Origin of the sequence: Curtobacterium sp. PhB136 (assembly GCF_004346855.1) — a bacterium.
Taxonomy (GTDB): Bacteria; Actinomycetota; Actinomycetes; order Actinomycetales; family Microbacteriaceae; genus Curtobacterium.
On record NZ_SMGH01000004.1, the window covers coordinates 121,815 to 145,130 of the forward strand.

At 71.7% G+C, this 23,316-nt stretch carries 14 protein-coding genes; 9 read left to right on the plus strand and 5 right to left on the minus strand.

The window, feature by feature from the left end:
* Positions 1–44 precede the first annotated feature (44 nt).
* Positions 45–2,747 (minus strand): glycoside hydrolase family 2 protein, encoded by a 2,703-nt coding sequence (locus tag EDF27_RS00655; protein WP_132046768.1) that lies wholly within the window; start codon positions 2,745–2,747, stop codon positions 45–47.
* A 232-nt stretch (positions 2,748–2,979) separates the two neighbouring features.
* On the opposite strand from EDF27_RS00655, the gene EDF27_RS00660 reads away from it, so the two are divergent.
* The gene (locus EDF27_RS00660; RefSeq protein WP_132046770.1) at positions 2,980–3,399 is read left to right on the plus strand and encodes a pilus assembly protein CpaE; all 420 of its coding nucleotides are present in this window, start codon (positions 2,980–2,982) and stop codon (positions 3,397–3,399) included.
* Between the two features lie 48 nt (positions 3,400–3,447).
* Here EDF27_RS00660 and EDF27_RS00665 read toward each other — a convergent pair whose 3' ends face one another.
* Positions 3,448–7,638 carry a hypothetical protein gene (locus tag EDF27_RS00665; protein WP_132046772.1) on the minus strand — a complete coding sequence of 1,397 codons (4,191 nt, stop codon included), beginning with the start codon at positions 7,636–7,638 and terminating at the stop codon, positions 3,448–3,450.
* 116 nt (positions 7,639–7,754) lie between these two features.
* On the opposite strand from EDF27_RS00665, the gene EDF27_RS00670 reads away from it, so the two are divergent.
* On the plus strand, positions 7,755–8,585 hold the full coding sequence (locus EDF27_RS00670; RefSeq protein ID WP_123654553.1) for an aldo/keto reductase: 831 nt from the start codon (positions 7,755–7,757) through the stop codon (positions 8,583–8,585).
* Between the two features lie 65 nt (positions 8,586–8,650).
* Here EDF27_RS00670 and EDF27_RS00675 read toward each other — a convergent pair whose 3' ends face one another.
* The gene (locus tag EDF27_RS00675; RefSeq protein ID WP_243698160.1) at positions 8,651–9,799 is read right to left on the minus strand and encodes a class I SAM-dependent methyltransferase; all 1,149 of its coding nucleotides are present in this window, start codon (positions 9,797–9,799) and stop codon (positions 8,651–8,653) included.
* A gap of 67 nt (positions 9,800–9,866) precedes the next feature.
* Between EDF27_RS00675 and EDF27_RS00680 the strand changes: the two genes are divergently transcribed.
* The gene (locus EDF27_RS00680; protein WP_132046774.1) at positions 9,867–12,323 is read left to right on the plus strand and encodes a M60 family metallopeptidase; all 2,457 of its coding nucleotides are present in this window, start codon (positions 9,867–9,869) and stop codon (positions 12,321–12,323) included.
* 6 nt (positions 12,324–12,329) lie between these two features.
* On the opposite strand, the gene EDF27_RS19480 is transcribed toward EDF27_RS00680, so the two are convergent.
* Positions 12,330–13,652 carry a right-handed parallel beta-helix repeat-containing protein gene (locus EDF27_RS19480; RefSeq protein ID WP_165931290.1) on the minus strand — a complete coding sequence of 441 codons (1,323 nt, stop codon included), beginning with the start codon at positions 13,650–13,652 and terminating at the stop codon, positions 12,330–12,332.
* A gap of 175 nt (positions 13,653–13,827) precedes the next feature.
* On the opposite strand from EDF27_RS19480, the gene EDF27_RS19485 reads away from it, so the two are divergent.
* The 6 genes from EDF27_RS19485 to EDF27_RS00715 all read left to right on the plus strand — a co-directional run bounded on the left by EDF27_RS19485 (position 13,828) and on the right by EDF27_RS00715 (position 21,872).
* Entirely contained in the window at positions 13,828–15,750 is a 1,923-nt protein-coding gene (locus EDF27_RS19485; RefSeq protein ID WP_165931291.1) for a ricin-type beta-trefoil lectin domain protein, read from the plus strand.
* A gap of 279 nt (positions 15,751–16,029) precedes the next feature.
* On the plus strand, positions 16,030–17,400 hold the full coding sequence (locus tag EDF27_RS00695; RefSeq protein WP_123701319.1) for a polysaccharide biosynthesis tyrosine autokinase: 1,371 nt from the start codon (positions 16,030–16,032) through the stop codon (positions 17,398–17,400).
* Positions 17,397–18,005 (plus strand): sugar transferase, encoded by a 609-nt coding sequence (locus EDF27_RS00700; protein WP_123701318.1) that lies wholly within the window; start codon positions 17,397–17,399, stop codon positions 18,003–18,005. The genes EDF27_RS00695 and EDF27_RS00700 overlap by 4 nt, the downstream gene beginning before the upstream one ends.
* Positions 18,002–19,318, plus strand: a complete 1,317-nt coding sequence (locus tag EDF27_RS00705) for a glycosyltransferase family 4 protein (RefSeq protein ID WP_165931292.1) — start codon at positions 18,002–18,004, stop codon at positions 19,316–19,318. The genes EDF27_RS00700 and EDF27_RS00705 overlap by 4 nt, the downstream gene beginning before the upstream one ends.
* Complete coding sequence (locus EDF27_RS00710; protein WP_132046780.1) at positions 19,315–20,439, plus strand: glycosyltransferase; 1,125 nt, start codon at positions 19,315–19,317, stop codon at positions 20,437–20,439. The genes EDF27_RS00705 and EDF27_RS00710 overlap by 4 nt, the downstream gene beginning before the upstream one ends.
* On the plus strand, positions 20,436–21,872 hold the full coding sequence (locus EDF27_RS00715) for a hypothetical protein (RefSeq protein WP_132046782.1): 1,437 nt from the start codon (positions 20,436–20,438) through the stop codon (positions 21,870–21,872). The genes EDF27_RS00710 and EDF27_RS00715 overlap by 4 nt, the downstream gene beginning before the upstream one ends.
* Here the strand turns inward: EDF27_RS00715 and EDF27_RS00720 are convergent.
* Positions 21,857–23,293, minus strand: coding sequence for a right-handed parallel beta-helix repeat-containing protein (locus EDF27_RS00720; protein ID WP_132046784.1), 1,437 nt, complete (start codon positions 23,291–23,293; stop codon positions 21,857–21,859). The two genes, EDF27_RS00715 and EDF27_RS00720, sit on opposite strands and share 16 nt — an antisense overlap.
* Between the last annotated feature and the right edge of the window lie 23 nt (positions 23,294–23,316).

The window sequence follows — 23,316 nt, forward strand, 5'->3', positions numbered from 1 at the left end:
CACAGGTCGGCGTCTCCCCAATATATCAAGTTGTATGTTGTATATCAACGGTCGAGGACGCGGTCCAGACTCCAGAGCACCGCGGTGCCGGTGAGCTGCGGGACGTCGGCCTCGGTGACCCCGCGCAGCCGGTAGGCCACCCGTTCCCCCGGCAGCAGCGTCATGAATCCGCGGTCGACCGTGCCCTCGGGCCGGACCCGGTCCGGCTGCAGCAGGAGGTCCCGCACGAGCGACTCGGCCTCGACGACCAGGTCCAGGCCGTCGCCGTCCGCCGCCGGTGAGAACGCCGCCCGGTAGTGCGCCGGCTCCCATCGCATGTCCTTGTCCGGCGCCGGTGTCCAGACGGCGCGACGCCAGTCCATGTCGGCGACGACGAGTTCGGCCGTCGGGTCGGCCACGACGCCGACCGACGACGGCAGCGCCACCACCGCGACCCCGGCACCGTCGAGGTGCACGGGGAGCTCGACCTCGGCGAGCGTGCGCCCGGACATGTCGATCCGGCGGACCCGCACCACGCTGTCCAGCCCGCGACGCGTCGACCGCACCGCGACCTCGATCGGCGACGCACCGGACGTCTCGATGACCGCGGTGTCCCCAGCGGCCGAACCCGCGGCAGGACCCGCGGCACCGGACCCGGCCATGTCGGGGACGGGAAGGGACGCGGTCACCTGCTCCGAGCCTCCCGGCCGCCCTGCCGTGTCCGCGACCGGACCACCCACCGCGACCGTCACGTCGGACGCCGGCCGGATCGTGAGCAGCACGTCGTCGTAGAGCCGACGCAGCTCGTGCGCCAGCGGCTTCAGCCGCCCGGCGGAGTCGATCGCCGACCACGACGAGACCGGCCACAGGTCGTTGAGCTGCCAGACGACCACGCCGGTGTTCCGCGGCCAGTGCGTCCGCCAGTGCTCCACGCCGGTCGCGATCGCACGCGCCTGCTGCAGCTGGGTGAGGTAGTGCCAGCGGTCGAAGTCGGTGTCCCAGCCGGTGCCGAAGCGGGGCGAAAGGCCGTTCGCGAGCTTCGCCATGCCGGACGCGGCCTTCTGGTGGTGCACGACGCCCGGCGAGGTCGGCGTCATCGGCTCGTCCGACACGGCGTCACGCAGCGTGCGCCAGGCCGGCGGCGCCTGCCAGCCGAACTCGGAGACGAAGCGCGGCACGGAGTCGCGGTAGTGGTCGTCGGACTCGCGGTTCCAGACGTCCCACGAGTGGTGCGTCTCGTGGTCGACGTCGTTCGCGAACAGCGACTCCGAGCCGGACCACGGCGATGCGACCGTGTAGAAGCGCGACGGGTCGACCGCGTCGACGATCGTCGGCAGCAGGTCGAGGTAGTAGTCGAGACCCCAGCCTCGGTCGCCGAGCGCCTCGCCCCAGCCGTCGGCGTCGTGGAGCCAGATGTTCTCGTTGTTCCCGTTCCACAGCACCAGGGACGGGTGCCGGGACAGCCGGGCGACGTTGTCACGCGCCTCGGCGACGACCTCGCTGCGGAGCGGTTCGTCCTCGGGGTAGGCCGAGCAGGCGAACGGGAAGTCCTGCCAGACGAGCAGCCCGAGCTCGTCGCAGACCTCGTAGAAGTCGTGCGACTCGTACACGCCGCCGCCCCAGACGCGGACGAGGTTCGTGTTGAGCGACGCGGCAGCCGTGAGCCGGTCCTCGTAGCGCGACCGGTCCACCCGCGACACGATGACGTCGTCCGGGATCCAGTTCACGCCGCGGACGTCGATGAGCGTGCCGTTGACGTGGATGTTGAACGGGCGGCCGATGTCGTCGACCGCGGTGTCCACCCGGGTCGACCGGAAACCCGTGCGGAAGGTGTGCCGGTCGAGGACCTCGCCCTCGACCGTCTGCAGCTCGACGAACACGTCGTAGAGGGGCTGCTCGCCGTACCCGCGCGGCCACCAGAGCCGGGCCTCCGGGATCCGGACCGTGACGACGGTCTCGTTCTCCTTCGGGGTCACCTGCGCCCGCGAACGCTGCCGGGTCTTCGTGCCGTCGGCGGTCTCCCCCGCGACCGTCACGACGAGCACGAGGTCGTCGTCCTCGCCGTCCTGGTCGAGGTCGTTCATGCCGGAGCGCTCGAACGCGATGTGCGCGTCGAGGACGCCCTCCCCGGCCTCGACGTCCACGAGCGGGCGGACGTCGCGCAGCCGCGCGGTGGACCAGCGCTCGATCGCGACGGGACGCCACGGACCGCTCGTGACGGCGGTCAGCCCCCAGTCCCAGCCGAAGTTCGACGCCATCTTCCGCACGTACGGGAACGGCTCGTCGTACGGGCCCGGCATCGCGCCGGCCCGGGCGGCGACGCGGCCAGCCTCGCGGTACGGGGACTCGAAGAGGATCTCCAGGTCGCGCTCCGTCCGCGCGTTGCTGCCGTCCGTCACGTCGCGGAGGTCGAAGCGGTAGCGGCGGTGCATGTTCCGCGTCGCGCCGATCTGCACGCCGTCGAGGGTCAGTTCGGTGACGGTGTCGAGGCCGTCGCAGACCAGGTCGACGCGCTCGTGGCCGCGCGGGTCCACGTCCACCGAGCGGCGGTAGGTCCAGTCGGAACGGCCCACCCACTTCGCGGCGTCCTCGTTGCGGTCGAGGGTCGGGTCCGGCAGGAGTCCCTCGCGCTGCAGGTCGGTGTGGACCTGGCCGGGGACGGTCGCGGGGATCCCGGCGGCAGCTCCGGCCGGTGCGCCGGCCGGCGCGTTCTCGCGCACCATGGACACGGTCCAGCGGTCGCGGAGTTCCTCGCGGTCGAGGGTCATTGCGGTCCTTCTCTTCAGCGGGCCGCTGGTGCGGTCAGCCGCGGTCGGGGTCCGGCGCTCGGTCCGTCCCGGGGCCGGTTCGTACGGCCTGGAGGCACGGCACCGGTCGTCCGGGCGTCGTCGCGTCGCGCGCGCGGAGCGTCGGGCGATCCGCGCACGAGGGGTGCCCCGCGATGCTAGTACGGGTTGCTTTCCGGAACATATGCACGGGCGACCGTGGCAGGTTGGGGTGGTGATCACCGTCGAACTCGCCAAGACCCTCCGCGACGCAGGACTCCGCTGGCACCCGGCGACCGGCGACCGGTTCGTCATCGACAAGCCCGGCGTCGACGACGACGTCTACACGGTGTCGGAGATGACCGTCGAGCGGCACGACCACCCGACGGGCACGACGCTCGGCTTCAACGGGACGACCGAGTGGGCGCTCGACTCGGTGTCCGCGGAGGAGTCGCTGTGGCTGCCCCGCGAGGACCAGCTCCGCGAGCTCCTCGGGCCCTCGTTCGTCGGGCTGACGCGGGTCGCCGCGGCGTCCCGGGTCGTGTACACCGTGACGATCACGCTGCGGGGCGAGGACCGGACGTTCGCGGCGGCGGACCCGGCCGTGGCGTACGGGGAGGCGTTGGCGGCGTACATCGCGGCGGCGCTGGACTGACACCACGACGGAGGACACCCGCGCGGGGTGCCCTCCGTCGTCTGCCGATCAGGAGCGCGGCGTCGTGGTGTCGTCCCCCTGTCGACGACGCCGGACGTACACGAGCAGCGTCAGTCCTGCCAGCAGGAGCACGATGCCCGCGGGGAGCACCACCGCGGTGATCTCCGACCCGGTGAACGCGAGCTCGTTCGGTTCCGTCCCCTCCGCCTGCTGTGGTTCCAGCTCCGCCTTCGCCACGGTGCGGAGCTCCTGGGAGAACACCCACACCCGGCCGTTCGCCACGGCCGCGGCACGCGTCCGCACGCCGGACTGCGTCGTGTCTGCAGCACCAGGAGCTTCGACGGTCTCGCCGTCAGCGCGCGTGACCGAGCCCTTGACCTGACCGACGGTGACGACCTCGCCCCGCTCGGCGTCGCCCGCGGTGACGGTGTGCGCGGCACTGCTCGCACAGGCGGTGCTCGCGCCGGGCTCGAGCGTCGTCAGCTCGCACGTCAACGGCCCGGTCGAACCGGTGCGCTGGACGTCGTCCACGGTCGTGTTCCCGGTGTTCAGCACCTCGTAGCGCATCGCGACCTGCTCGCCCGGACGGACCGCGCGGCCCTCCGGGATCGGGGACGGCTCGCCATCGGATCCGAGGAGCACCGCTTCGCCCGTCAGGTCGAGCGCGCTGCCGGCCGTGAGGCCGACGCGGACCTCGGCGCGGTCGGTGACCCGTCGACCGTCCGGCCCGGTGGCCTCCAGCACGGCCGTGATGGTGACCTGGCCGTGGTCGATGTCCGACTGGGTCAGGACGTGGTCGGGCACCGTGCAGTCGATCGTGGCTCCCGGCGTCACCGGCCCTGGTGCGCACTCGACCGTCATGTCAGCGAGCTCGACGACCTCCGTGTGGGCGTCACGGAGCGTGACGTTCCCGGTGTTGGTGCCGCTGATCGACGCCGAGACGTGGTCGCCCGCCTTCGGGTCGTCGGTGCGCGCACGCTCCGTGTCCGCCAGGTGCGCCGTCAGGTCGAGCGTGACCGCAGCCGACCGCTCGATCGCGACCGACGCGTCCGACTCGGCCGTGACGCGGCTCCCACCGGCACCCGTCGCCGTGGACCGGACGGTGAACCGCGCGGTGCCCGCGTCGACCTCGTCCTGCGTCACCGTCGTCGACGAAGCGCACTCCGCCGAACCGCCCGGAGCGATCGCGTCGGCCGGGCAGGTCACGACCATGCCGTCGCGCCCCTCGACCAGGCCGTCGAGGTCCGTCGCCGTGACGTTCCCGGTGTTCCGGACCGCCACCCGGAGCGCTGCCGTGTCACCGGCGTCCGGGTGTTCCCGCCCCGTCGGCTCGAGACGGGCCGAGGTGCTCGCGGCGATCGAGGCCGCTCGCACGATGGTCGTTTCGGTCGACGCGGTTCCCTCGACCCGGGTGCCACCGGCACCGGTGGCCGACCCGACGACCTCGAACCGGACGGTGCCGGCGTCGACGTCGTCCTGACCGAGTTCGTACGCGGTCACCACACAGGTCAGTTCCTCGCCGGGTGCCAGCGCACGACCGGGGCACGTGACGTCCATGCCCTTCCGGTCGCGCACCGCGGCGTCGACGTCGTCGACCGTGACGTTGCCGGTGTTGCGGACCGTGATCGCCACGGTGACGCCGTCGCCGGCCCGCGGGACCTCGTGCTCGGAGGCGTCGAGGACACTCGTCGCCGAGACCGCGACCTGCGGGGCGCGGGCCAGCTGGACCTCGGTGCCGTCCGTGGCGGAGGCAGTCCCACCGGACGGGGTCGCCGCGGTCATCGTGACGTCGAAGCCCACGTGCCCACGGTCCACGTCGGCCTGCCTGAGCCGGTGGTCGTCGACGGTGCAGGTGACCTCGGCACCGGGGGCGATCGCGCCGTCGGCGCACTCGACGTCCATCGACCGGCCGTCCACCTCGCCGGTCAGGTCGCGGAGGGTGACGTTGCCCGAGTTCCGGACGGCCACGTGGAGGCCGACCGCGTCACCCGCGACCGGGGCGGCTCCGTCGTCGGCGAGGGCCGCGGTGACGGTGGCCACGATGCCGTGCTGACGGTCGAGCGTCACGGTGGCGGAGTCCGACGCCGACACTGCCTGTCCCTTCGGCCCCGTCGCCGAGGCGGTCGCCTCGAACTGGATCTCCCCCCGGTCCAGATCGTCCTGCGTCAGGACGTGACTCGGCAGGGTGCAGGTCGCAGGAGCACCGGGCGCGAGTGCGCCGGCGGGGCAGTCCGCCGCACCGTCGCGGCCGCGGAGGACGCCGCGCAGGTCGGTGAGGGTCACGTTCCCGCTGTTGCGCGCCGCGATCGTCAGCGCGACCTCGTCGCCGACGGCCGGGGCCTTCCCGGCCGTCTCGAGGACGGGCGTGATCGTCGTGGCGAGCGCCGGAGCCTGCGTCTGCGTCTCCTGGGTCGCGGTCGCGGCAGCGGCGACCGGCTTCCCGGCGGTGTCGACGGCGGTCATCGCCGCGTGGAACACGACGGTTCCGGCGTCGACGTCGCCCTGTGTCACGCGGTGCGCGCCCTCGAGCGCGCAGGTGATCGTTGCTCCAGGAGCGAGCTTGCCCGTCGGGCAGTCGACGGTCATCGTCGGTTCACCGTCGACCCGGACCGCGATCCGGTCGAGGGACACGTTCCCGTGGTTCCGGACCTCGACCGCGAGCCGGACGTCGTCGCCGAGCGCGGGTGCTCCGCCGGTCGTCACGGGCGTGACGGTGAGTTCGGCAGCTGATGCGGACGGGGTCGTGGACACCGTCGCCGCGGCGGTGGCCGAGACCGGAACGCCGAGCCGCGAGGACGCGGACGCGGTGACGGCGTCCTCGACGGATCCTCGATCCACGTCCGCCTGCGTCACGGGCCGGGCAGCGGTGACACAGGTCGCGGAAGCGCCGGGGGTGAGTTCCGAACGATCGCAGCGCACGGCGCCCTGCGTCCCGGAGACGCCGAGGTCGTGCACGAGCACGTTCCCCGCGTTCTCGACGACGGTGCGGAAGGTCATGGTCTCACCGAGGTCCGCGACGGCGTCTCCGTTGCCGCCGCCCAGGGTGATCTGCTCGTCGGCGCGCAGCTCGTTGCGCTCGGGAGCGAAGGTCACGCTCGACGCGGCGGGGGCGTCGAGCCCGACCCGCTTCGTGACCGCGTCCGGGGCGACCGTGTAGGTGCCAGCGGTGGCGGCGGTCACGTCGAAGGTCACCGTGCAGTCGGGCGCGTCGATGGCGAGGCCACCGCTCGCGCCCACCGCGCTGGCACCCGCGTCGACGTCGAGGGTCGGCGCCGCGCACGTCGTGGCGGTCTTCGGATCGGCTGCGACGGTCAGGCCGGCGGGCAGGGTCTCCGCGAAGGACCACCCGGGCTTCGCGCCGTGCTCGCTGGTGTTCACGACGCGGACGGTCATCCGCGCGGTGTCGCCGACGATGGTGCCGGTGGAGAACTCGTTCGCGAGGGTCGGTGTCGAGTCGACGATCGTCACGCGGTCGAAGGCGCCGTCGTTGCCGTCACCGGAGCCCTGCGCGTTGCGCAGCCGCCAGCGGAGGCTGTCGCCGGAGAACAGGACGCCACCGCTCGAGACGAACTCGCCGCCTCGCACGGATCCGTGGTCGCTCGACCGCGGGTCGGTACACGGGTCGAGCGGCCGGTCGGACACCGGACGCTCGGTTCCGTCATCGACGAGCAGGAAGTCCAGGAGCGGATGGTTCGAATGGCAGTTCTGTGCCGCCGCGGACACCCCGAACGACACGAACCGTCCTGACTCGCCGAGGGAGAACGCTTCACGGGACTCGATCTGGATCCGGTTCGCGCCCGGACTCGAGCCATCGGTGTAGGCACTCACGGCATGGTTCGTCGCGGGATCGGTTCCGCTGATCTCCCCGAGTGCACCGGCGAGGGAGCGGAGGCCGGCGTTCGCGGAACAGCCGGCCGTGTCGGAGCTCGACCGGCTCGTGATGATGCCGTTGCACCACGCCGACGAGAGCCACTGGGGATCGGCAGCGTAGGTCTCGCCCGTCGCGCCGACGTACTTGTCGAGCATCCTCGGGGAGGACCCCATCCCGTGCTCGAAGTCCTCCACGAACAGCACCCGCGGGTCCTTCCCCGTGACGGCGCCCGCAGCGGATGCACCGCGAACGGCCGGCGGGTTCGGTGCCGCAGCTGCGGCGAGCGGGGTACCGAGGGCCGCGAGGAGCCCGAGGGCGGTGGCCGCCGAAGCGGCGCGAGCAAGCAAGGGCAGAGCGAGTGCAGTCATGGGTCCTTCGTCCGTGGGCAACCTCAGGAGAATATCAGTATTCTGCATACGAACGCGCCGCGCCCGGCTGAACGTCCCCGGAATGACACTCGGGGGTGCGCTGGTTGTCTGGGGTCATGACCGTTCCGAACATCACCCTCAACGACGGCAAGACCATCCCGCAGCTCGGCTTCGGCGTCTTCCAGATCGACCCCGCCGACACGAAGGACGCGGTGCTCACCGCGCTCGAGGTCGGCTACCGCCACATCGACACCGCCGAGATGTACGGCAACGAGAAAGAGGTGGGCGAGGCGATCGCGTCGTCCGGCATCCCGCGCGATGAGATCTTCGTCACCTCGAAGCTGAACAACGGCTTCCACGCCCCCGAGGCGGCGCTGGAGAACGGCAAGAAGTCCGCCGAGCTGCTCGGCGGCTACACCGACCTCTTCCTCATCCACTGGCCGCTCCCGACCGTCTCGGACTTCGTCCCGACGTGGAAGGCCTTCGAGGAGCTCTACGCCGCCGGCACCGCGCGCTCGATCGGCGTCTCGAACTTCAACGCACACCACCTCCGCCGCCTCATCGCGGAGACCACCGTCACCCCGGCGGTGAACCAGATCGAGGTGCACCCGTACCTCGCGCAGGACGACCTCCGCGCGGTGAACCGTGAGCTCGGCATCGCGACCGAGGCCTGGTCCCCGATCGCGCAGGGCCTCGTGCTCGACGACGCGACGATCACCCGCATCGCCGCGGCCACGGGCAAGTCCCCCGCGCAGGTCGTGCTCCGCTGGCACATCCAGCGCGGCGACATCGTGTTCCCGAAGTCGGTCACCCGTGCCCGCGTCGAGGAGAACTTCGCGATCTTCGACTTCGAGCTCTCCGACGAGGACATGACCGACATCACGACGCTCGACAAGGGGCACCGGACGGGTCCGGACCCGGACACGTTCGACTACGTCCCGGAGTAGTCCCGGCATGCGAAGGGCGGCCGCGCAGTGCGCGGCCGCCCTTCGTCATACCGTGTCCACGTCGATCAGGACCGGCGGGACGCCGTCACGGTGAAGCGGTCGGTCCGGGTGATCTGCCGCGTCGGGCCGACGGTCTTCTCCAACACCGGCCGGTACCGCAGGTGCGAGTTCCAGACGCACCACAGTTCGCCACCGGACTGGAGGATCGTGGCCGCGTTCCGGAACATCGCCTCGGCCGCGTCGGTGCTCACGGTGGTGTCCGCGTGGAACGGCGGGTTGCACAGCACCAGCTGCGCGGACCCCTCGTCGAGCTCGTCACCGGCGTCACTCCGCACGGTCCGGACGCGGTCTCCGACCCCGTTCAGGTCCGCCGTCATGCGGGAGCTCGCGACGGCGACCGCGGAGACGTCGGTCGCGATGACCCGGAGACCCGGGCGGCGCCGGGCGATCTCGGTCGCGATCACGCCGTTGCCGCTCCCGAGGTCGACCGCGACCCGGGCGGTGGGGACCGCGGCGTCCATCTCCCCGAGGAGCACGCGGGTCCCGAGGTCGAGCGACGCCCCGGCGAAGACCCCGCCGTGCGCGGCGATGGTCATCCCGAGCTCGTCGAGGTGCACACGCCGCGGCCACGGGTCGGTGATCGCCGCGCGGTTCGCAGCCGCACGGAGCGGGTCCTGCGCGACGAGCAGCCGGGACTTGCCACGACCCCGGGACGCGGCGACCTCCCCGAAGGACCGGCGGAGCACGTCGTTCTGGGAGAGCGTCATGTACTTCGTCCGGCCGCCGCAGAGCAGCACGACGTCGGGCGCGGCGAACCGGGCGACGGCCCGGGCGACCTCGTCGAGGCGGTCGTGCGACTTCGAGAGCCGGAGCAGCACGAGTCGGGCGTCCGTGAAGGCGTCCTCGTAGGTCTCCGGGTGGTGGAACCCCCGTCGTCCGAACGTGCCGGCGATGGACTCGAGCGCGCGCTCGCTGACGAGCGAGTCCTGCACGACGCGGACGTCGTCAGCACCGTGCACGGCGAGGACTCCGAGCGTCAGCACGCCGCGCTGGTCGTCGACCACCGTGACCGCACCGGGGTGCCGGAGCGCGTCGCCGTGCACGTGGGGCGCCTCGTCGAGGAGGAACCGATCGGTGCCGTCGATGGTGATGAGGTCGGGCCCGTCGTCGTCGGGCGTCCGTCGGAAGAAGTCGGCGAAGTCGAACGCGGGCACCGGTGCAGCGTAGCCCGTCGAGCCTGGCCTCCTCGACGGCATTGTCAATATGTGAAATACTGAGTGAATGCCGATTTTCTTGCTCCGTCGCGGTGCCACCGTCGCGCTCGTCGCCGCTGTGACGGCGGCGGTCGTCTCCACGATCGTCGTCACCGTCGCGTCCGCGAGTGCAACGGCGTCGCTGGAGTCCGCCGAGGACGGCCCGCTGCCCACCTCGATCACGCGGAGCGAGGACGGCCGGTCGACCACGATCCTCGTCCACGGACTCGGCGACCCGGAAGCCGAACGGATCCGGGAAGGCCGCGGAATGCGGCACAGCGCGCTCCAGCCGACGGGGCGGTTCGTCCGGCACGGCCAGCCGGTCACGGTCGACGTGCCGATGGGATCTCCTGCGATGCACGTCGTGATCGGCCTCGACGGCAGGTACGCGGCGTTCAACGACGGCGCGGACCGTGGGATGGAGTCGACCCGACTGTCACCGGGCGCGAACGCGGTCACGGCGGATCGTGACGGCATGGTCTTCCTCACGAGTACCGCCACGTCAGGCTCGGCGGACGTCGAGGTCACTGGCGGCCAACCCGTCCCGGTGTTCATCGCGGGACAGACGTCGAACGAGGACTTCCTGCGCGACCTCGAACGCTTCCCGGACGCCCCGATGGTGACGATCATCGGGGAACGGGTCTTCGGTGACTTCCAGGCGAGGACGGCTTCCGCGATGACGGCGTCCGACCTGGCATCACGAGTCCACGACTGGGACCGGGTGATCGAGGTCACGAACGACCACCACGGACTGCTCGACGAGGGCGTCGGGTCGGCCCGCAAGGCGCCCCACCGCATCTACGTCGCCTCGCCGGACTCGGGCGCCGGGTACGCGAGCGCGAGCCACGACCGGATCGTGTTCCAGGTCGACACGGGCGCCGCCGCCGAGCTCTTCACGATGCGCGCGGGGGACCTCTGGGGGTTCTGGCACGAAGTCGGACACACGTACCAGCCCCCCGCCTACAACTGGAAGGGCATGGTCGAGGTCGTCAACAACGTCTCCGCGCTCGATGTCCAGGCGACGGTGTTCGGCGCGAATCGTCTCGACGGTCAGCAGAGCGCCATCACGCGGTTCTTCGCACAGCCCGTCGAGACCCGGAGCTTCGCGGCCGAGGAGGACGTCTGGGTCCGGCTGCTCATGTTCGACCAGCTCCGCCGCGCATTCGGGCAGGAGTTCTACCCGTCACTCGACCAGGAACTCCGCGTCCGACTCCGGACCGGCGAGGTGGTCCTCCGCGACGACGCTGCGAAACAGCAGCACTTCGCGAGCATCGCGGCGCAGATCGCCGACCGCGACCTGCGCCCGTTCTTCCGCCAGTGGGGATTCCCGCTCGACGCGGACACCGCGGCGTCCATGGCCCGGCTTCCTGCCCTCACGACGCCGATCTGGCACAACACGCGGTCGGCGGACACCGTCCGTGAACGGGATCTCCCGACGTACGGTGCGCCGACCGGCACCGCCGAGCCGGTCACCGAGCGCGCGACGGTCGGGCAGCGGCAGCTCGGGACCGCGCCGAGGGCCACCGACCTCGGCAACACCGACGGGACCGGCGCGACGCGGGTCGTCGGCCATGCGCTCGAGGCGGACGAGCCGGGCGTCGGGCACGCGCTCGTCGTGCTCCGCAACGACCGCGGGATCCGAGAGACCGTGTCCACGCCCGTCGACGTCGGCGCCGGCAACGCGTTCCGCTTCCGAGGCCTCAGCGACCGGACGATCGGGTGGCTCGCACTCGACCCGCTCGCCAGCGCGCTCCGCTTCGTGCAGGTCACGGGCTCCCAGGCGCACACCGGGTTCACCGGCGAGGAGTACGTCGGCTTCACCCTCCGTGACGCCGACGAAGCGCAGGTCCTCGGGGAGTGGACCATCCGCGGCGACGAGTCCGGCGCCGTCGTGGCGGCGTCGTTCGCGCAGCGGTACGAGGAGGGACAGGTCCTCGAGATCCGACATGCCGAGCCACGGTCCCGACTCACCGCGTACCGCGACGGCGACGAGCTCCCCGGCCGTTCGGATCGCGTCCAACGCTTCCGCATCGTCGACGACCGGATCGAGCCGATCGTGGACGCGGCCGTGCGCGTCCTGCCGGTCGACGCGGTGGAGCTCGCGCGTGGAGCAGACACCGCGGTGCCCCTCGGCATCGTCGCCGGGCGAGAACTCACCGAGCTCCGGGCAGACCTCGTCGTCGTCGCCCCGGACGGCACCGTCTTCGCAGCGGGACAGTCGACCCTGACCGGGGAGTACCGGAACCCCGGCGAGGGATGGCGGCCCGCGTCGTCGATGACGCTCCGGAACGGAAAGCGCTCCCCCGACGGACGCACGATCTCGTTCCGGCTGGACACGGCCTCCTCGTTCCGACTGACCCAGGGAGCCGCGGCGCGGTGGAGCCCGCAGGTGCACACGCCGGAGGACGCCGTCGCGGGCGAGTTCGGCATGCGGTGGGAGCTCAACGGCACCACTGACGGCGGATCGGTCCGGCTCGGCGTGTGAAACCGATCACCGGGTGATCCGGGCTCGACCGTCCGCCTCCGGGACGACGGCAGCGCGCAGGGCGTTCCTGCGGACCACGAAACGGTTGTCCGGACTGCCGAACCGCAGCCCGATGCGCACCCGCGGTGACGTCGAGTCGATGCGGTTGGCCAGGATCGAGCCGTCGTTGGCACCGGCGGCCACGTCGATGCCGACGGATTTGCCGGACACCTCGGCGATCCGGTTGCCACGAACCGTGACGGATGCGTTCGAGTGCTCGATCCGGATCGCTTCCCCGACGCTCGACGTGACGGTGTTGTCGGCAACGAGCAGCCCGCGGGTGAGCTTCACGAGGATCCCGGCAGCATCCGTACCACCCGCGCCCGTGACGGTGTTGCCCGTGACCGACCCGGTCGCCCGGGGGGCCGTCGACCCGACGGTGCTGCCGGCTCCACTGACCACGATGCCGGAACCCGCAGGGAGCGCGGCCGTGCGCGTGATGCGGTTCCCGGCGATCACGAGGCCGGTGGGAGCGACGTCGGTCTGCGCCCGGTTCGTCGCCGACTTGCTCGGGACTGCCGCGATCCCGACGCGACATCCGGTCACGACGTTGTCCCGGATCTCGACGCCGTCCCCGGCGTGGGTGTCGATGCCTTCCCACGCCGGCACGCCGCTCACGTGGTTGCGGAGGATGCGGACGCGGGCGGACCGGCGTGTGACGCTCACCACTGCGGTGGCGTCCCGGGTCACCGTGATCCCGTACGAGTTGACCCGGCCTGCCGGTTGACGGACGTCGGAGATCGCGGTGTCCTGCACGATGGCGTCCTGCACCCCGAGGAGTGCGACGCCCGCGTACCCGACCGCGGCGATCGAGGTCTTCTCGAGCAGGAACCCCGAGCAGTACTCCACGTGGACGCCGTCGTGGGGCAACTGGCGGAGCCGCCCCCCGGACACCCGGACGTCGCTGATCGGTGCGGCACGGGTGCCCATCACCGCGATCGCGTGTGCGTCCCCGCCCGTCGAGGCACCGACGCCGTCGATGACCGGGTCGGTGATCCGCGCTCCCGAAGCGGTGACGAGGATCGCCGTGGCGTCCGCACCCATCCGCAGCGCACCGCTCCCCACGAAACGGATCGTCACGGCGCGACGGACCACGAGGCTCTTGGTCCGGGCTTGCGGGGTGCTGATCGTGAGCACGCCACCGGCTGGCAGGGTGTCGAGCCGACGTTGGAGCGCATCGACGCCCGGCTCCTCACCATCGGCAACGAGCGGGACGAACCCACCGACGAGCGAGGCGGCCCCGACCACGGCCACCACCCCGGCACCGATGAGCAACTGCCTGCGGAGCAAGCGATGTCGAGCATCCATCTCGGTCTCCCTCTCTGGAATCTCAGAATACCGCTCATCACCATGGCGATATTCGCTGAATAATGCGAGGAGAAATGTTGAATGCAAATCCCCGCGACTCGGCGTGTGAATGTGATATGTTCCCTGCGCATTCATCCTTGACGAAGAGAGAGCACCAATGCAGAAGTCCCAATCGTCCCCGCGCGCACCGCTCGCTCTCGGCATCGGGGCGGTGGTGATCGCGACCGTTGCGAGCAGTCTCACCGCCGGTGCCGCCTGGGCGGGCGAGTCCCGCGCAGCCGATGCGCAACAGGTCGGCCCGCTGGTCACCGAGACGTCGTCGTTCGCCGACAGCCCGGCGTTCAGCGCCCCCTCCGCCGGCACCGTCGGCGGAGCGGTCGCCGCGAACCGTGCCAGGACCCTGGCGGAAGCGCGGGCAGCGGCCACACGCTGGTTCATCCCGGCGCCCGGGTCCACGACCAACGTCCGGCCGGTCTCGGCTCCGGGCCTGTGCCTGACGGCTGGCTCGACGACGATCGAGAACTCGTCGCCGGTGACGCTCCAGAACTGCGTCGCCGGCGCCCCCGCCCAGCAGTTCACGCTCGCCGCCAACACCGGGTCGAACAACCCGATCGGCACCGGTCTGCAGTCGACGTACAACGGTGGCTTCCTCGGTCTGTACAACACCGACAGCGTCATGCGCCTGCAGTCCCAGACGGTCGCCGACCGGATCCCCACGGTCGACGACTTCGTCGGGGCGTTCAGCGCCGACCTCGACCGCGTGGACGTCCTCACCAGGACGGCGTACATCTCCGGCTCGGGCACCCCCGACGCCACGATCCTCGTGAACGGCGGGTCGCCGGTGACGGTCGCGAAGGACGGCAGCTGGTCGACGTCGGTCCGCGGACTCGACCTCGGGAAGAACACGATCCAGGTGGAGCAGTACGAGGGCTCCGTCAAGACCGGCGACGTGGTGCTCGACGCCGACCTGGTCGCCGACGCGCTCACCTTCGACGCGACGTTCTCGGGGAACCGCGATGCCCCGGTGATCGCCTCCGGCAAGGCGCACCCCGGCGCCGAGGTCTCGCTCTTCGACGCGTCCGGCAAGCAGATCGGCAGCACGGTGACGGCGAACCCGATCACCGGCGCGTGGACGACGACCATCCCTGCGCCCAACCGGGGCGGCGGGTACGCGGTCACGGCGGCGCAGTTCATGGACGGCGTCCGCGACTCGGCGCACGACCGTACGCGGTCCGTCGAGTACGGTGCCGCCGTCACCGTCACGACGCCCGCTGACGGGTCCTCGCACGCCGGTGGTCCGCTCAGGATGACGGGCGCCGGTGAACCCGGTTCCGCGATCGAGGTCCGCGACGTCACGAACGGCGGGAACTCCTTGGTCGGCACGAGCAAGGACGGCGTCCTGCCGAACAAGAACTGGTCGCTCGACACCACGGACCTCGACCGTGCGGAGCACGTGCTCCGTGTGGTCCAGAAGTCCAAGGGTGCGAACACGACCGTGGCCGAGGTGACGATCAACCCCGGCGAGACCGGCGGACTCGCGCCGGTGACCCTGGTCGCACCGACCACCGTGACACCGGGCGTCGTGAACACCTTCCGCGGCACGGCCGAACCGGACGCCACCTACGAGGTGGTGAACGTCTCGGGCACCCCGATCGTCGATGGTCCACTCAGGGTCGCCAGCGATGGCACGTGGACGTTCGACCGCACGATCAGCTGGGATGCGAAGCAGTTCCAGTTCCGGATCGTCCAGACGAAGGGCGACCAGACCGATCGGTCAGAGCTGTTCGTCATCGCTGCGAACGCCGGATTCGCCCCGGTGACGGTCACCAACAAGACGGTCCTGCCCGGTGAGCTGAACACCTTCACCGGGACCGGCCCCGCGGACGCCGAGTACGAGGTCCTCAACGCCTCGGGCAGCCCACTCCTGCCGGGCAAGCGCGACATCGACAGCAACGGCAAGTGGTCGTTCGATCGTGACGTGTCGAAGGGCCAGCTCGGCTTCAGCTTCAAGTTCCGCATCACGGTCGACGGCTCGTCCTACACGACGAAGCTCTTCACCCTGCCCGCGAACACCCGCTGATCCCACCACCCACCCCGGGGCCGCCGTCCGACCGACGGCGGCCCCGTCCCACGCTCGGAGCACCTCATGACCCTTCTCCTCCGGCGGCGGCTCGCCACCGCGGCCCTCACCGCGCTCGTCTCCATCACGGCCCTCGCGCCCCCGGGTTCGGTGTCGACGTCAAGGACGTCACCACCACCAGCGGGTACTGCGTCCCGTGGCCGTCGACCTGGCGTGAGGGGCAGACCGTGACGGTCAAGTCCCAACTCCTGACGATCCCCGTCGGCTGAGGAACGGGACATGTTCGTCGTCACCGTCGCCCGCGCCGTGCTCGCCGGCTGGTGGATCGTCATGGCGACCACTGCGCTGGGAGCAGGCGCCGCACTGCTGGTCACGAACGCGACGACCCCGGTCTACCGGGCGAGCACTTCGTTCTACGTCTCCGTGACCGGTCAGGACGCCCTGTCCGCCGGCGAGATCGCCCAGGGATCGACGGCGGCGCAGCAGAAGATCACGTCGTACATCGCCCTCGTTTCCTCACCCCGCGTGCTCCGTCCGGTCGTGGAGCGGCTCGGGCTCCACACCACCGTCGCCGACCTGGGCAGCCGGGTGTCCGCAACGACCCGCACCGGGACCGTGATCATCGTCATCACCGCCAACGATCCCGATGCCCGCGCCGCGAAGACCCTCGCATCCGCGGTGGGCTCGTCCCTGGCCGAGGTCGTCTCGGACATCGAGCCGGCGGCCGCGAGCGGTATGGCCTCCGTCACGCTCGAGCCCGTCATGCCCGCGACGGTGCCGACCACGCCGTCGTCGCCACGGCCCGCCGCCGATCTCGCACTCGGGATCGGCGCCGGCCTGGCCGCCGGCGTCCTCCTCGCGCTCGTCCGCGCCGCGGTCGACACGCGGGTCCGGACCGCCGAGGATCTCGACGTCGACGTCCCCGTGGTCGGTGACGTCGCCTTCGACCCGGACGTGGAGCGCCGCCCGCTCATCGTCCGCGACGACGGCTCCAGCGCGAGATCGGAGGCCTTCCGCAGCCTCCGGACGAACATCCAGTTCCTCCGGTCCGGCGGCGCTCCGACGATCGCCGTCACGAGCGCCCGCCAGGCCGAGGGCAAGACCACCACCGTCGCGAACCTCGGGATCGCGATGAGCACCGGCGGGCTCCGGACCGTCATCGTCGACGCGGACCTCCGTCGGCCCGCGATGGCGCAGACGATGGGACTCGAGGGAGCGGCCGGGCTCACCGACGTGCTGGTCGCCCGGGCGGAACTCGAGGACGTCCTGCAGCCGTGGGGCGACGATGGTCTGCACGTCCTGCCGGCTGGGACTGTCCCACCGAACCCGAGCGAGCTCATCGGCTCGGAGGCGATGGAGCGCGTGATCGCCGAGCTGGCGAGGCGGTTCGACGTCGTGCTCGTCGACACCCCGCCGGTCCTGGCGGTCACGGACGCCGCGCTGATGAGCACCCTCGTCTCGACGACCCTCATCGTCGTCGCGGCCAACCAGGGGCGCCGCTCCGACGCGCGCGCGGTCGTGGAGGCACTCGCTCGCGTCGGCGAGCACGCCGACGGGATCGTCCTGACCAAGACCCGGCATGCCATCTCGCGGCGGTCGTACTACCGCTCGGAGTACGGCGCGCGGCGCACGACGGAGCCGGCGCGGTGAAGCGCGCCCTCGACGCACTCGGCGCCGGCACCCTCCTCGTGCTGCTCGCCCCGGTCCTCGCCGCACTCGCTGCCCTCGTCGCGATCCGGCTGGGCCGCCCGGTGCTGTTCCGGCAACAGCGGCCGGGCCTCGGCGGCGTACCGTTCACGATCCTCAAGTTCCGCACCATGCGCGAGGTCGACCGGGCAGCCGGACGGATCTCCGACGCCGATCGACTGACCCCCTTCGGCGAGCGCCTCCGGTCGACGAGTCTCGACGAGCTGCCGAGCCTCTGGAACATCCTGCGCGGCGAGATGAGCTTCGTCGGACCGAGACCCAGCCTGTGCCGGTACCTCGACCTCTACACCGCCGAAGAAGCACGACGGCACGATGTCCGGCCGGGTCTCACCGGCCTGGCACAGGTCCGGGGCCGCAACGCCCTCCCCTGGCCGGACCGCCTCCGCTCGGACGTGGAGTACGTCGACACGGCCACGCTCGCCCTCGACGCCCGGATCCTGGCGCGCACCGTGGTCGTCGTCGCCAGACGCGAGGGCATCACCACCCCCGGCCACGTCACCTCCGACCGGTTCACCGGATCGGCGAACGGCACGAGGAGCACGCCGTGAAGCACCAGGAGCGCCCCGTGAAGACCGTCTGGATCGTGAACCACTACGCCCACCACCGCGAGCGGGACGGGCGGGCGACGCGGCACCAGCACCTCGCCGCGGGTCTCCCGGGCTCCGGCTGGCACGCTGTCGTGATCGCGGCCGGCACCGACCACCCGACGGGTCGGGCGCACCTCGACGGCGTCCGTCTGCGCGAACGGTGGGCAGACGACGACCACGAGTTCTGCTGGCTCCGCGGGGTCGACCACCGCGGACACGGCATCCGACGGACGCTGCGACGGCTCGCGGACATCGGGCTCTTCACCGCCCTCCTGCTCGTGCCCGGGATGCTCCGCGGGCTCCCCCACCCCGACGTCGTCGTCGGCGGTTCCTTCCACCCGCTCGCCGCATGGGCCGCCTCGGTGCTCGCGCGACGGCACCACGTCCCGTTCGTGTTCGAGCCGCGCGACCTCTGGCCGGAATCCGCGGTCGCGCTCACCCGGATGTCCGAGCGGCATCCGGTGGTCCGCGTCCTCCGCCTGATCGAGCGCACCACGATCGCACGGGCCGTGCACGTCGTCTCCCCGCTCGACGGTGTCGGCCGGTACTACGCAGATCGCGGGCAGCCCCGGCCGTTCACGTGGGTGCCGAACGGGGTCGACCCCGACGAGCCCACGCAGCCTGGTCCGCAACCGCGCCGACCGAACCAAGACCAAGACCAAGACCAGGACCAGGACCAGGCGCCGTTCACCGTCGCCTACATCGGCTCGATGGGCACCGCGAACGCCCTCGAGACCGTCATCGACGGCTTCGCCGCCGCCCACCGCCGGAACGCCACCGACGGACCGCAACTGACCCTGCGCATGGTCGGGGACGGGCCGGACCGCGACGCTCTCCGACAGCGCGTGTCGCGCCTCCCGGCCGGTGCCCGCGTGATCTGGGACGGACGCGTGTCACAGGACGAAGCCCGCGACATCGGACGCAGCGCAGGCTGCCTCGTGGTCGCCGTCCACGACCTGCCGCTCTACCGCCACGGCGTCTCGCTGAACAAGCAGTACGAGTACATGCTCACGGGCCGGCCGCTGCTGGTCGCCAGTCCGGTGGTCCTCGCGCCGGTGGCAGCAGCGCGGTGCGGCGTGCACGTCGCGCCCGACGCACCCGACGCGCTCGCGGACGGCATCCTCGCGCTCGCCCGCATGCCCGAGCACGAGCGTGCCGCGATGGGCGCACGCGGCCGCGAGCACGTGCTGCGGGAACACGACTACCGGGCGCTGGCCCGGCGGTACGGAGCAGCGCTGGACGCCGCGTGGTCAGCAGGACGGAGCCGCGCGTGATCCCGGACATCGTCCACGTGTCGAGTGCGCACCCGTGGGTCGACAACCGGGTGCACCTGCGCGAGGCGGCCTCCGCGGCCGAGGCCGGGTTCCGCGTGCGCCTGATCGCGGTGGACTCCGACCTCGGCGCACCACCGACAGGGGTGGACGTGGTCCGGATCCCGCGTCGGCGACGGATCCGCCGGATGACCGTCTCCACGACCCAGGCGCTCGTCCTCGCGCTGCGTTCGCGGGCCCGCGTCGTCCACCTCCACGACCCGGAGCTCATCTGGACCATCCCCGTCCTGCGCGTCGCCGGGCGGCGGGTGGTGTACGACGCGCACGAGGACCTCCCGGACCAGGTCTGGGGCAAGGACTACCTGTCGCACCGCCAGCGCGGGGTGTTCGCGATGCTCTCCCTCCTGCTGCTGCGGGTCGCCGGGACCGCGGACCGCATCGTGACCGCGACCGCCTGGACCGGCCGGCGGTTCCCGGCGACCCGCCGGATCGCGATCCACAACTTCCCGACGGCGCGTGCCGAGGACGACGGACAGGTCGGCCTGGAGGCTCGCCCCACCCTGGTCGCGCACGTCGGGCTCCTGAGTCGTGACCGTGGGATCGACGTGGTCGCGTCGGTCGCCGACGACCCGTCGTTCCCGCCGACGTGGCGGATCGAGCTGGTCGGTTCGATCGACGCCGCCACCGACCGCACACGACTCGACGCCGCGGCACGAACAGGACGGGTGCACCACGGCGGCGCGGTCGGACCGACGGCGGCCCGGGACCTCCTCCTGTCGGCGCGGATCGGACTCGTGCCGTTCCGGCGGACGCCGGTGACGGACCAGATCTTCCCGACGAAGCTGTTCGAGTACCTCGCCGCGGGCCTCGCGGTGATCGCGACCGACGTGCCGCTGTGGCGGCACCTGCTCGACGGCGTGGAGTGCGTCACCTTCGTGCCGGGCGACGATCCGGGCGCGATCGCGCGGGCGATCCGGCGCTACGCGGACGACCCGGAGCTCCTCCGGCGGCACGGTGCGTCGGCGCGGACCGCGGCCCAGCGGTTCCGGTGGGAGCCGGAGGCCGAACGGCTCGTCGCGATGTACGACGAGCTCCTGCCCGGTGTCCGCGACGGGCGCCGGTGACGGGGGCCGAGCGCGCCCTGCTCCGGGGGCTGCTCCGCCGCCTGGTGCTGGTGGGGGTCACCGTCACCGTGCTCGCGACGACGACGGACTGGATCGCGGCGCACCTCGTCGCGCCGCTGTTCTCGTACAGCGGGTTCACACACGTCGTTGCCCCGTGGCCCGCGCGGTTCGTCGTCGTGGCGTTGACGATCGGCGTCGCGATGTGCCTGCCGGCGACGATCCGTCGCGCGTCGCACGTGGTGCTCTGGACGATCTTCGTCGTGTGCGTCGCGCCGGCGATGCTCATGAGCCCGTCGACGGGGTACCTGTCGATCGGGACGGCCCTCGCGCTGAGTGCGACGATCGGGGCGTCCTTCGCGGTCGTCGGGGCGTCGTTCGCGGTGTGCGGGGCGTCTGCTGCTCGGTCCGTGCCGACGTCCGATGGACCTGAGCGCGACGTCATCCGCCTCGGCGCACGGTCCGTCGACCGCGGAGCCCTGACCTGGGCCGTGTGCGCGGCGTACTCCGCCCTGACCTACGCGGTGATGACGGCCACGGTCGGCGTGCACGTCCGGTTCCTCGCCCTCGACGACATCTACGACGTCCGGGCCGCGTACACCGCCGACGTCGGCTCCGGCGGCACGCTCGGGTACCTGCTGACCGGCCAGGCCTACGTCGTCAACCCGCTGCTGCTGGCCAGGGGGATCGCCCGTCGTCGCCCGGCACTCGTCGTGCTCGCGTCGGCCGGCCAGTTCCTGCTCTACTCCAGCACCGGGTTCAAGGCGGTGCTGTTCTCGTTCGTCGCGGTGCTCGGCGTTGCCCTGCTGTTCCGTGGCCGCGCGCAACGCGGGTCGTTGTCCTTCCTCGTGGCACCGATCGCGATCATGATCGTCTCCGCGGTCGCAGACGCGCTGCAGGGCGGGATCACCTGGACCTCGGTGTTCACGCGTCGTTTCATGCTGACGCCCGGGCTGCTCACGTCCGTGTACGTCCAGTTCTTCTCCGACAACCCGGTCGCCGGGTACGGCTACTCGTTCCTCCGGAAGTGGGTCGACTACCCGTACGACCTCCCGCCACCGAAGCGCATCGCGGCGTTCCTGGTCCCGGGGTCGAACGGGTACGCGAACGCCAACCTGTTCGCGGACGGGTTCGCGAACCTGGGGTGGGTCGGCATCCCGGTCGCCGCTGCGGCGCTGTTCGTGTGGCTCCGGTTCCTGGACCGCGCCGCCGCCGGGCTGCCGCTGCGGGTGGCGGCGATGACCGTGGTGATGCCGAGCATCATGCTGAGCAACACGTCGGTCTTCACCGCGATGCTCTCGCACGGGCTGCTCGTGGGGACCGTGATCCTGGCCATCGCGCCGAGGTCGGGGTGGGACGGACAGGCGGTGCCCCCGTCGTCCGGGCGGCGCCGGTCCGTGTCTCCGTCGCGGCGCGACCGTCAGTCCTCGCGGTAGCGGACGACCACGCCCGTCGTCGCCACGACCGCCGAGGTCGTCGCCGCCCAGTCGTTGGCGACGAGCACCAGGTCGTTGCCCGCCTGACGACACATCACGCCGTAGACCGCGCCGCCGCGACCGCCGGCGTCCGCCGAGTACCGGTTGTCCAGGAGCACCGCGTCGTTCGCCCCGGCGCGGACGTCGATCGCCACCGACGTCGCCGTGCCCTGCTGCCGGAGCCCGTCGACGGTGTTGCCGATCACCGCGAGGCGTTCGTTCGAGTGGTACAGCGACAGACCCCGCCGGACTCCGCCGTCGCACCGGTTGTGCGCGATGGTGAGGTTCCTCGTCAGGTACACCAGGATGCCGGCGTCCCGGTCGCCGTCCCCGTACCCGGTCACGGTGTTCCGGAGCACCACGCCCGTGGCGCGTTCGGCTTCGGACCCGACGACCTCTCCGGCTCCGCGCACGACGATGCCGGATCCCGGGCCGTCCTCGGATCGGGTCACCAGGTTGTCGACGACCGCGCAGTCGATCGGCGCGTACTTCGTCGCGGTGGCATCGGCCTCGTCCTTCGACGGGACGACCGCGATGCCCACCCGGCAGTTGTCCACACGGTTGCGCAGGATCGAGATCGCCTCACCGCCGTGCGTGTCGATGCCCTCCCACTGCTGCACGTCGGAGACGTGGTTGTCCGCGATCGTGATCCGGCTGCTCCGTGGAGCGCCGGCCAGACCGTCGGAGGTGGCCCGGACCGCTTCGATGCCGTAGGAGTTCGGGTACGGCGACGGCTGCAGCACCCGCGCGACCCGGTTCCGCAGCACGCTGCCGCCGACGCAGGAGAACAGCAGGACGCCCGCGTACCCGACGTCCGTGATCACACAGTCGGTCACGGAGAACCGGGTGCAGTGGTCGAACAGGACGCCGTCGTGCGAGAAGCCGCGGATCTCGGCACCGGTGACGTGCACGTCGGTGAGTGGTTCCCCGACGGTGCCGACCGCGTGCACGCCGCGGCCGAGTCCCGAGTGCGTCGCCCCGGAGCCGACGAGCCGTGCGTCGACGACCCGGACCCGCGGCGCCCTGACGAGCACGAGGTCGATGTCGCGGTCGGTCGACAGCGCGCCGCCGACGAACCGGAGCGTCATCGGCCGTGCCACGACGAGCGGTGCGGACAGCGACCACGCGCGGGTGATGTCGACGACGGCGTCCTGACGCGCGGCGTCGAGGACGTCCTGCAGCCGTGCCGCGCCGACGTCGTCGCTGTGCGTGACGCCCTCGGATGCCGATGCCGATGCCACGGGCACGGACGCAGGCGCGGCGTCGACCGTCGACGCGCCGGCACGCGCCGAGGCGACCGCGAGTACGAGTCCCGGGACGGTGCTCGCCGCGCCCAGGAGCGCGGCACGTCGGGACACGGGCAGGAGCTCACCGCGCGCCACGGACAGGCTCCCCTCGGAGTCCG

What these genes read in the sequence shown, in the direction of transcription:
- EDF27_RS00680 (WP_132046774.1), top strand. Translation starts at nt 9,867, where the DNA reads ATGCCGATTTTCTTGCTCCGTCGCGGTGCCACCGTCGCGCTCGTCGCC.
- EDF27_RS00665 (WP_132046772.1), bottom strand. Translation starts at nt 7,638, where the DNA reads ATGACTGCACTCGCTCTGCCCTTGCTTGCTCGCGCCGCTTCGGCGGCC.
- EDF27_RS00655 (WP_132046768.1), bottom strand. Translation starts at nt 2,747, where the DNA reads ATGACCCTCGACCGCGAGGAACTCCGCGACCGCTGGACCGTGTCCATG.
- EDF27_RS00670 (WP_123654553.1), top strand. Translation starts at nt 7,755, where the DNA reads ATGACCGTTCCGAACATCACCCTCAACGACGGCAAGACCATCCCGCAG.
- EDF27_RS00695 (WP_123701319.1), top strand. Translation starts at nt 16,030, where the DNA reads ATGTTCGTCGTCACCGTCGCCCGCGCCGTGCTCGCCGGCTGGTGGATC.
- EDF27_RS19485 (WP_165931291.1), top strand. Translation starts at nt 13,828, where the DNA reads ATGCAGAAGTCCCAATCGTCCCCGCGCGCACCGCTCGCTCTCGGCATC.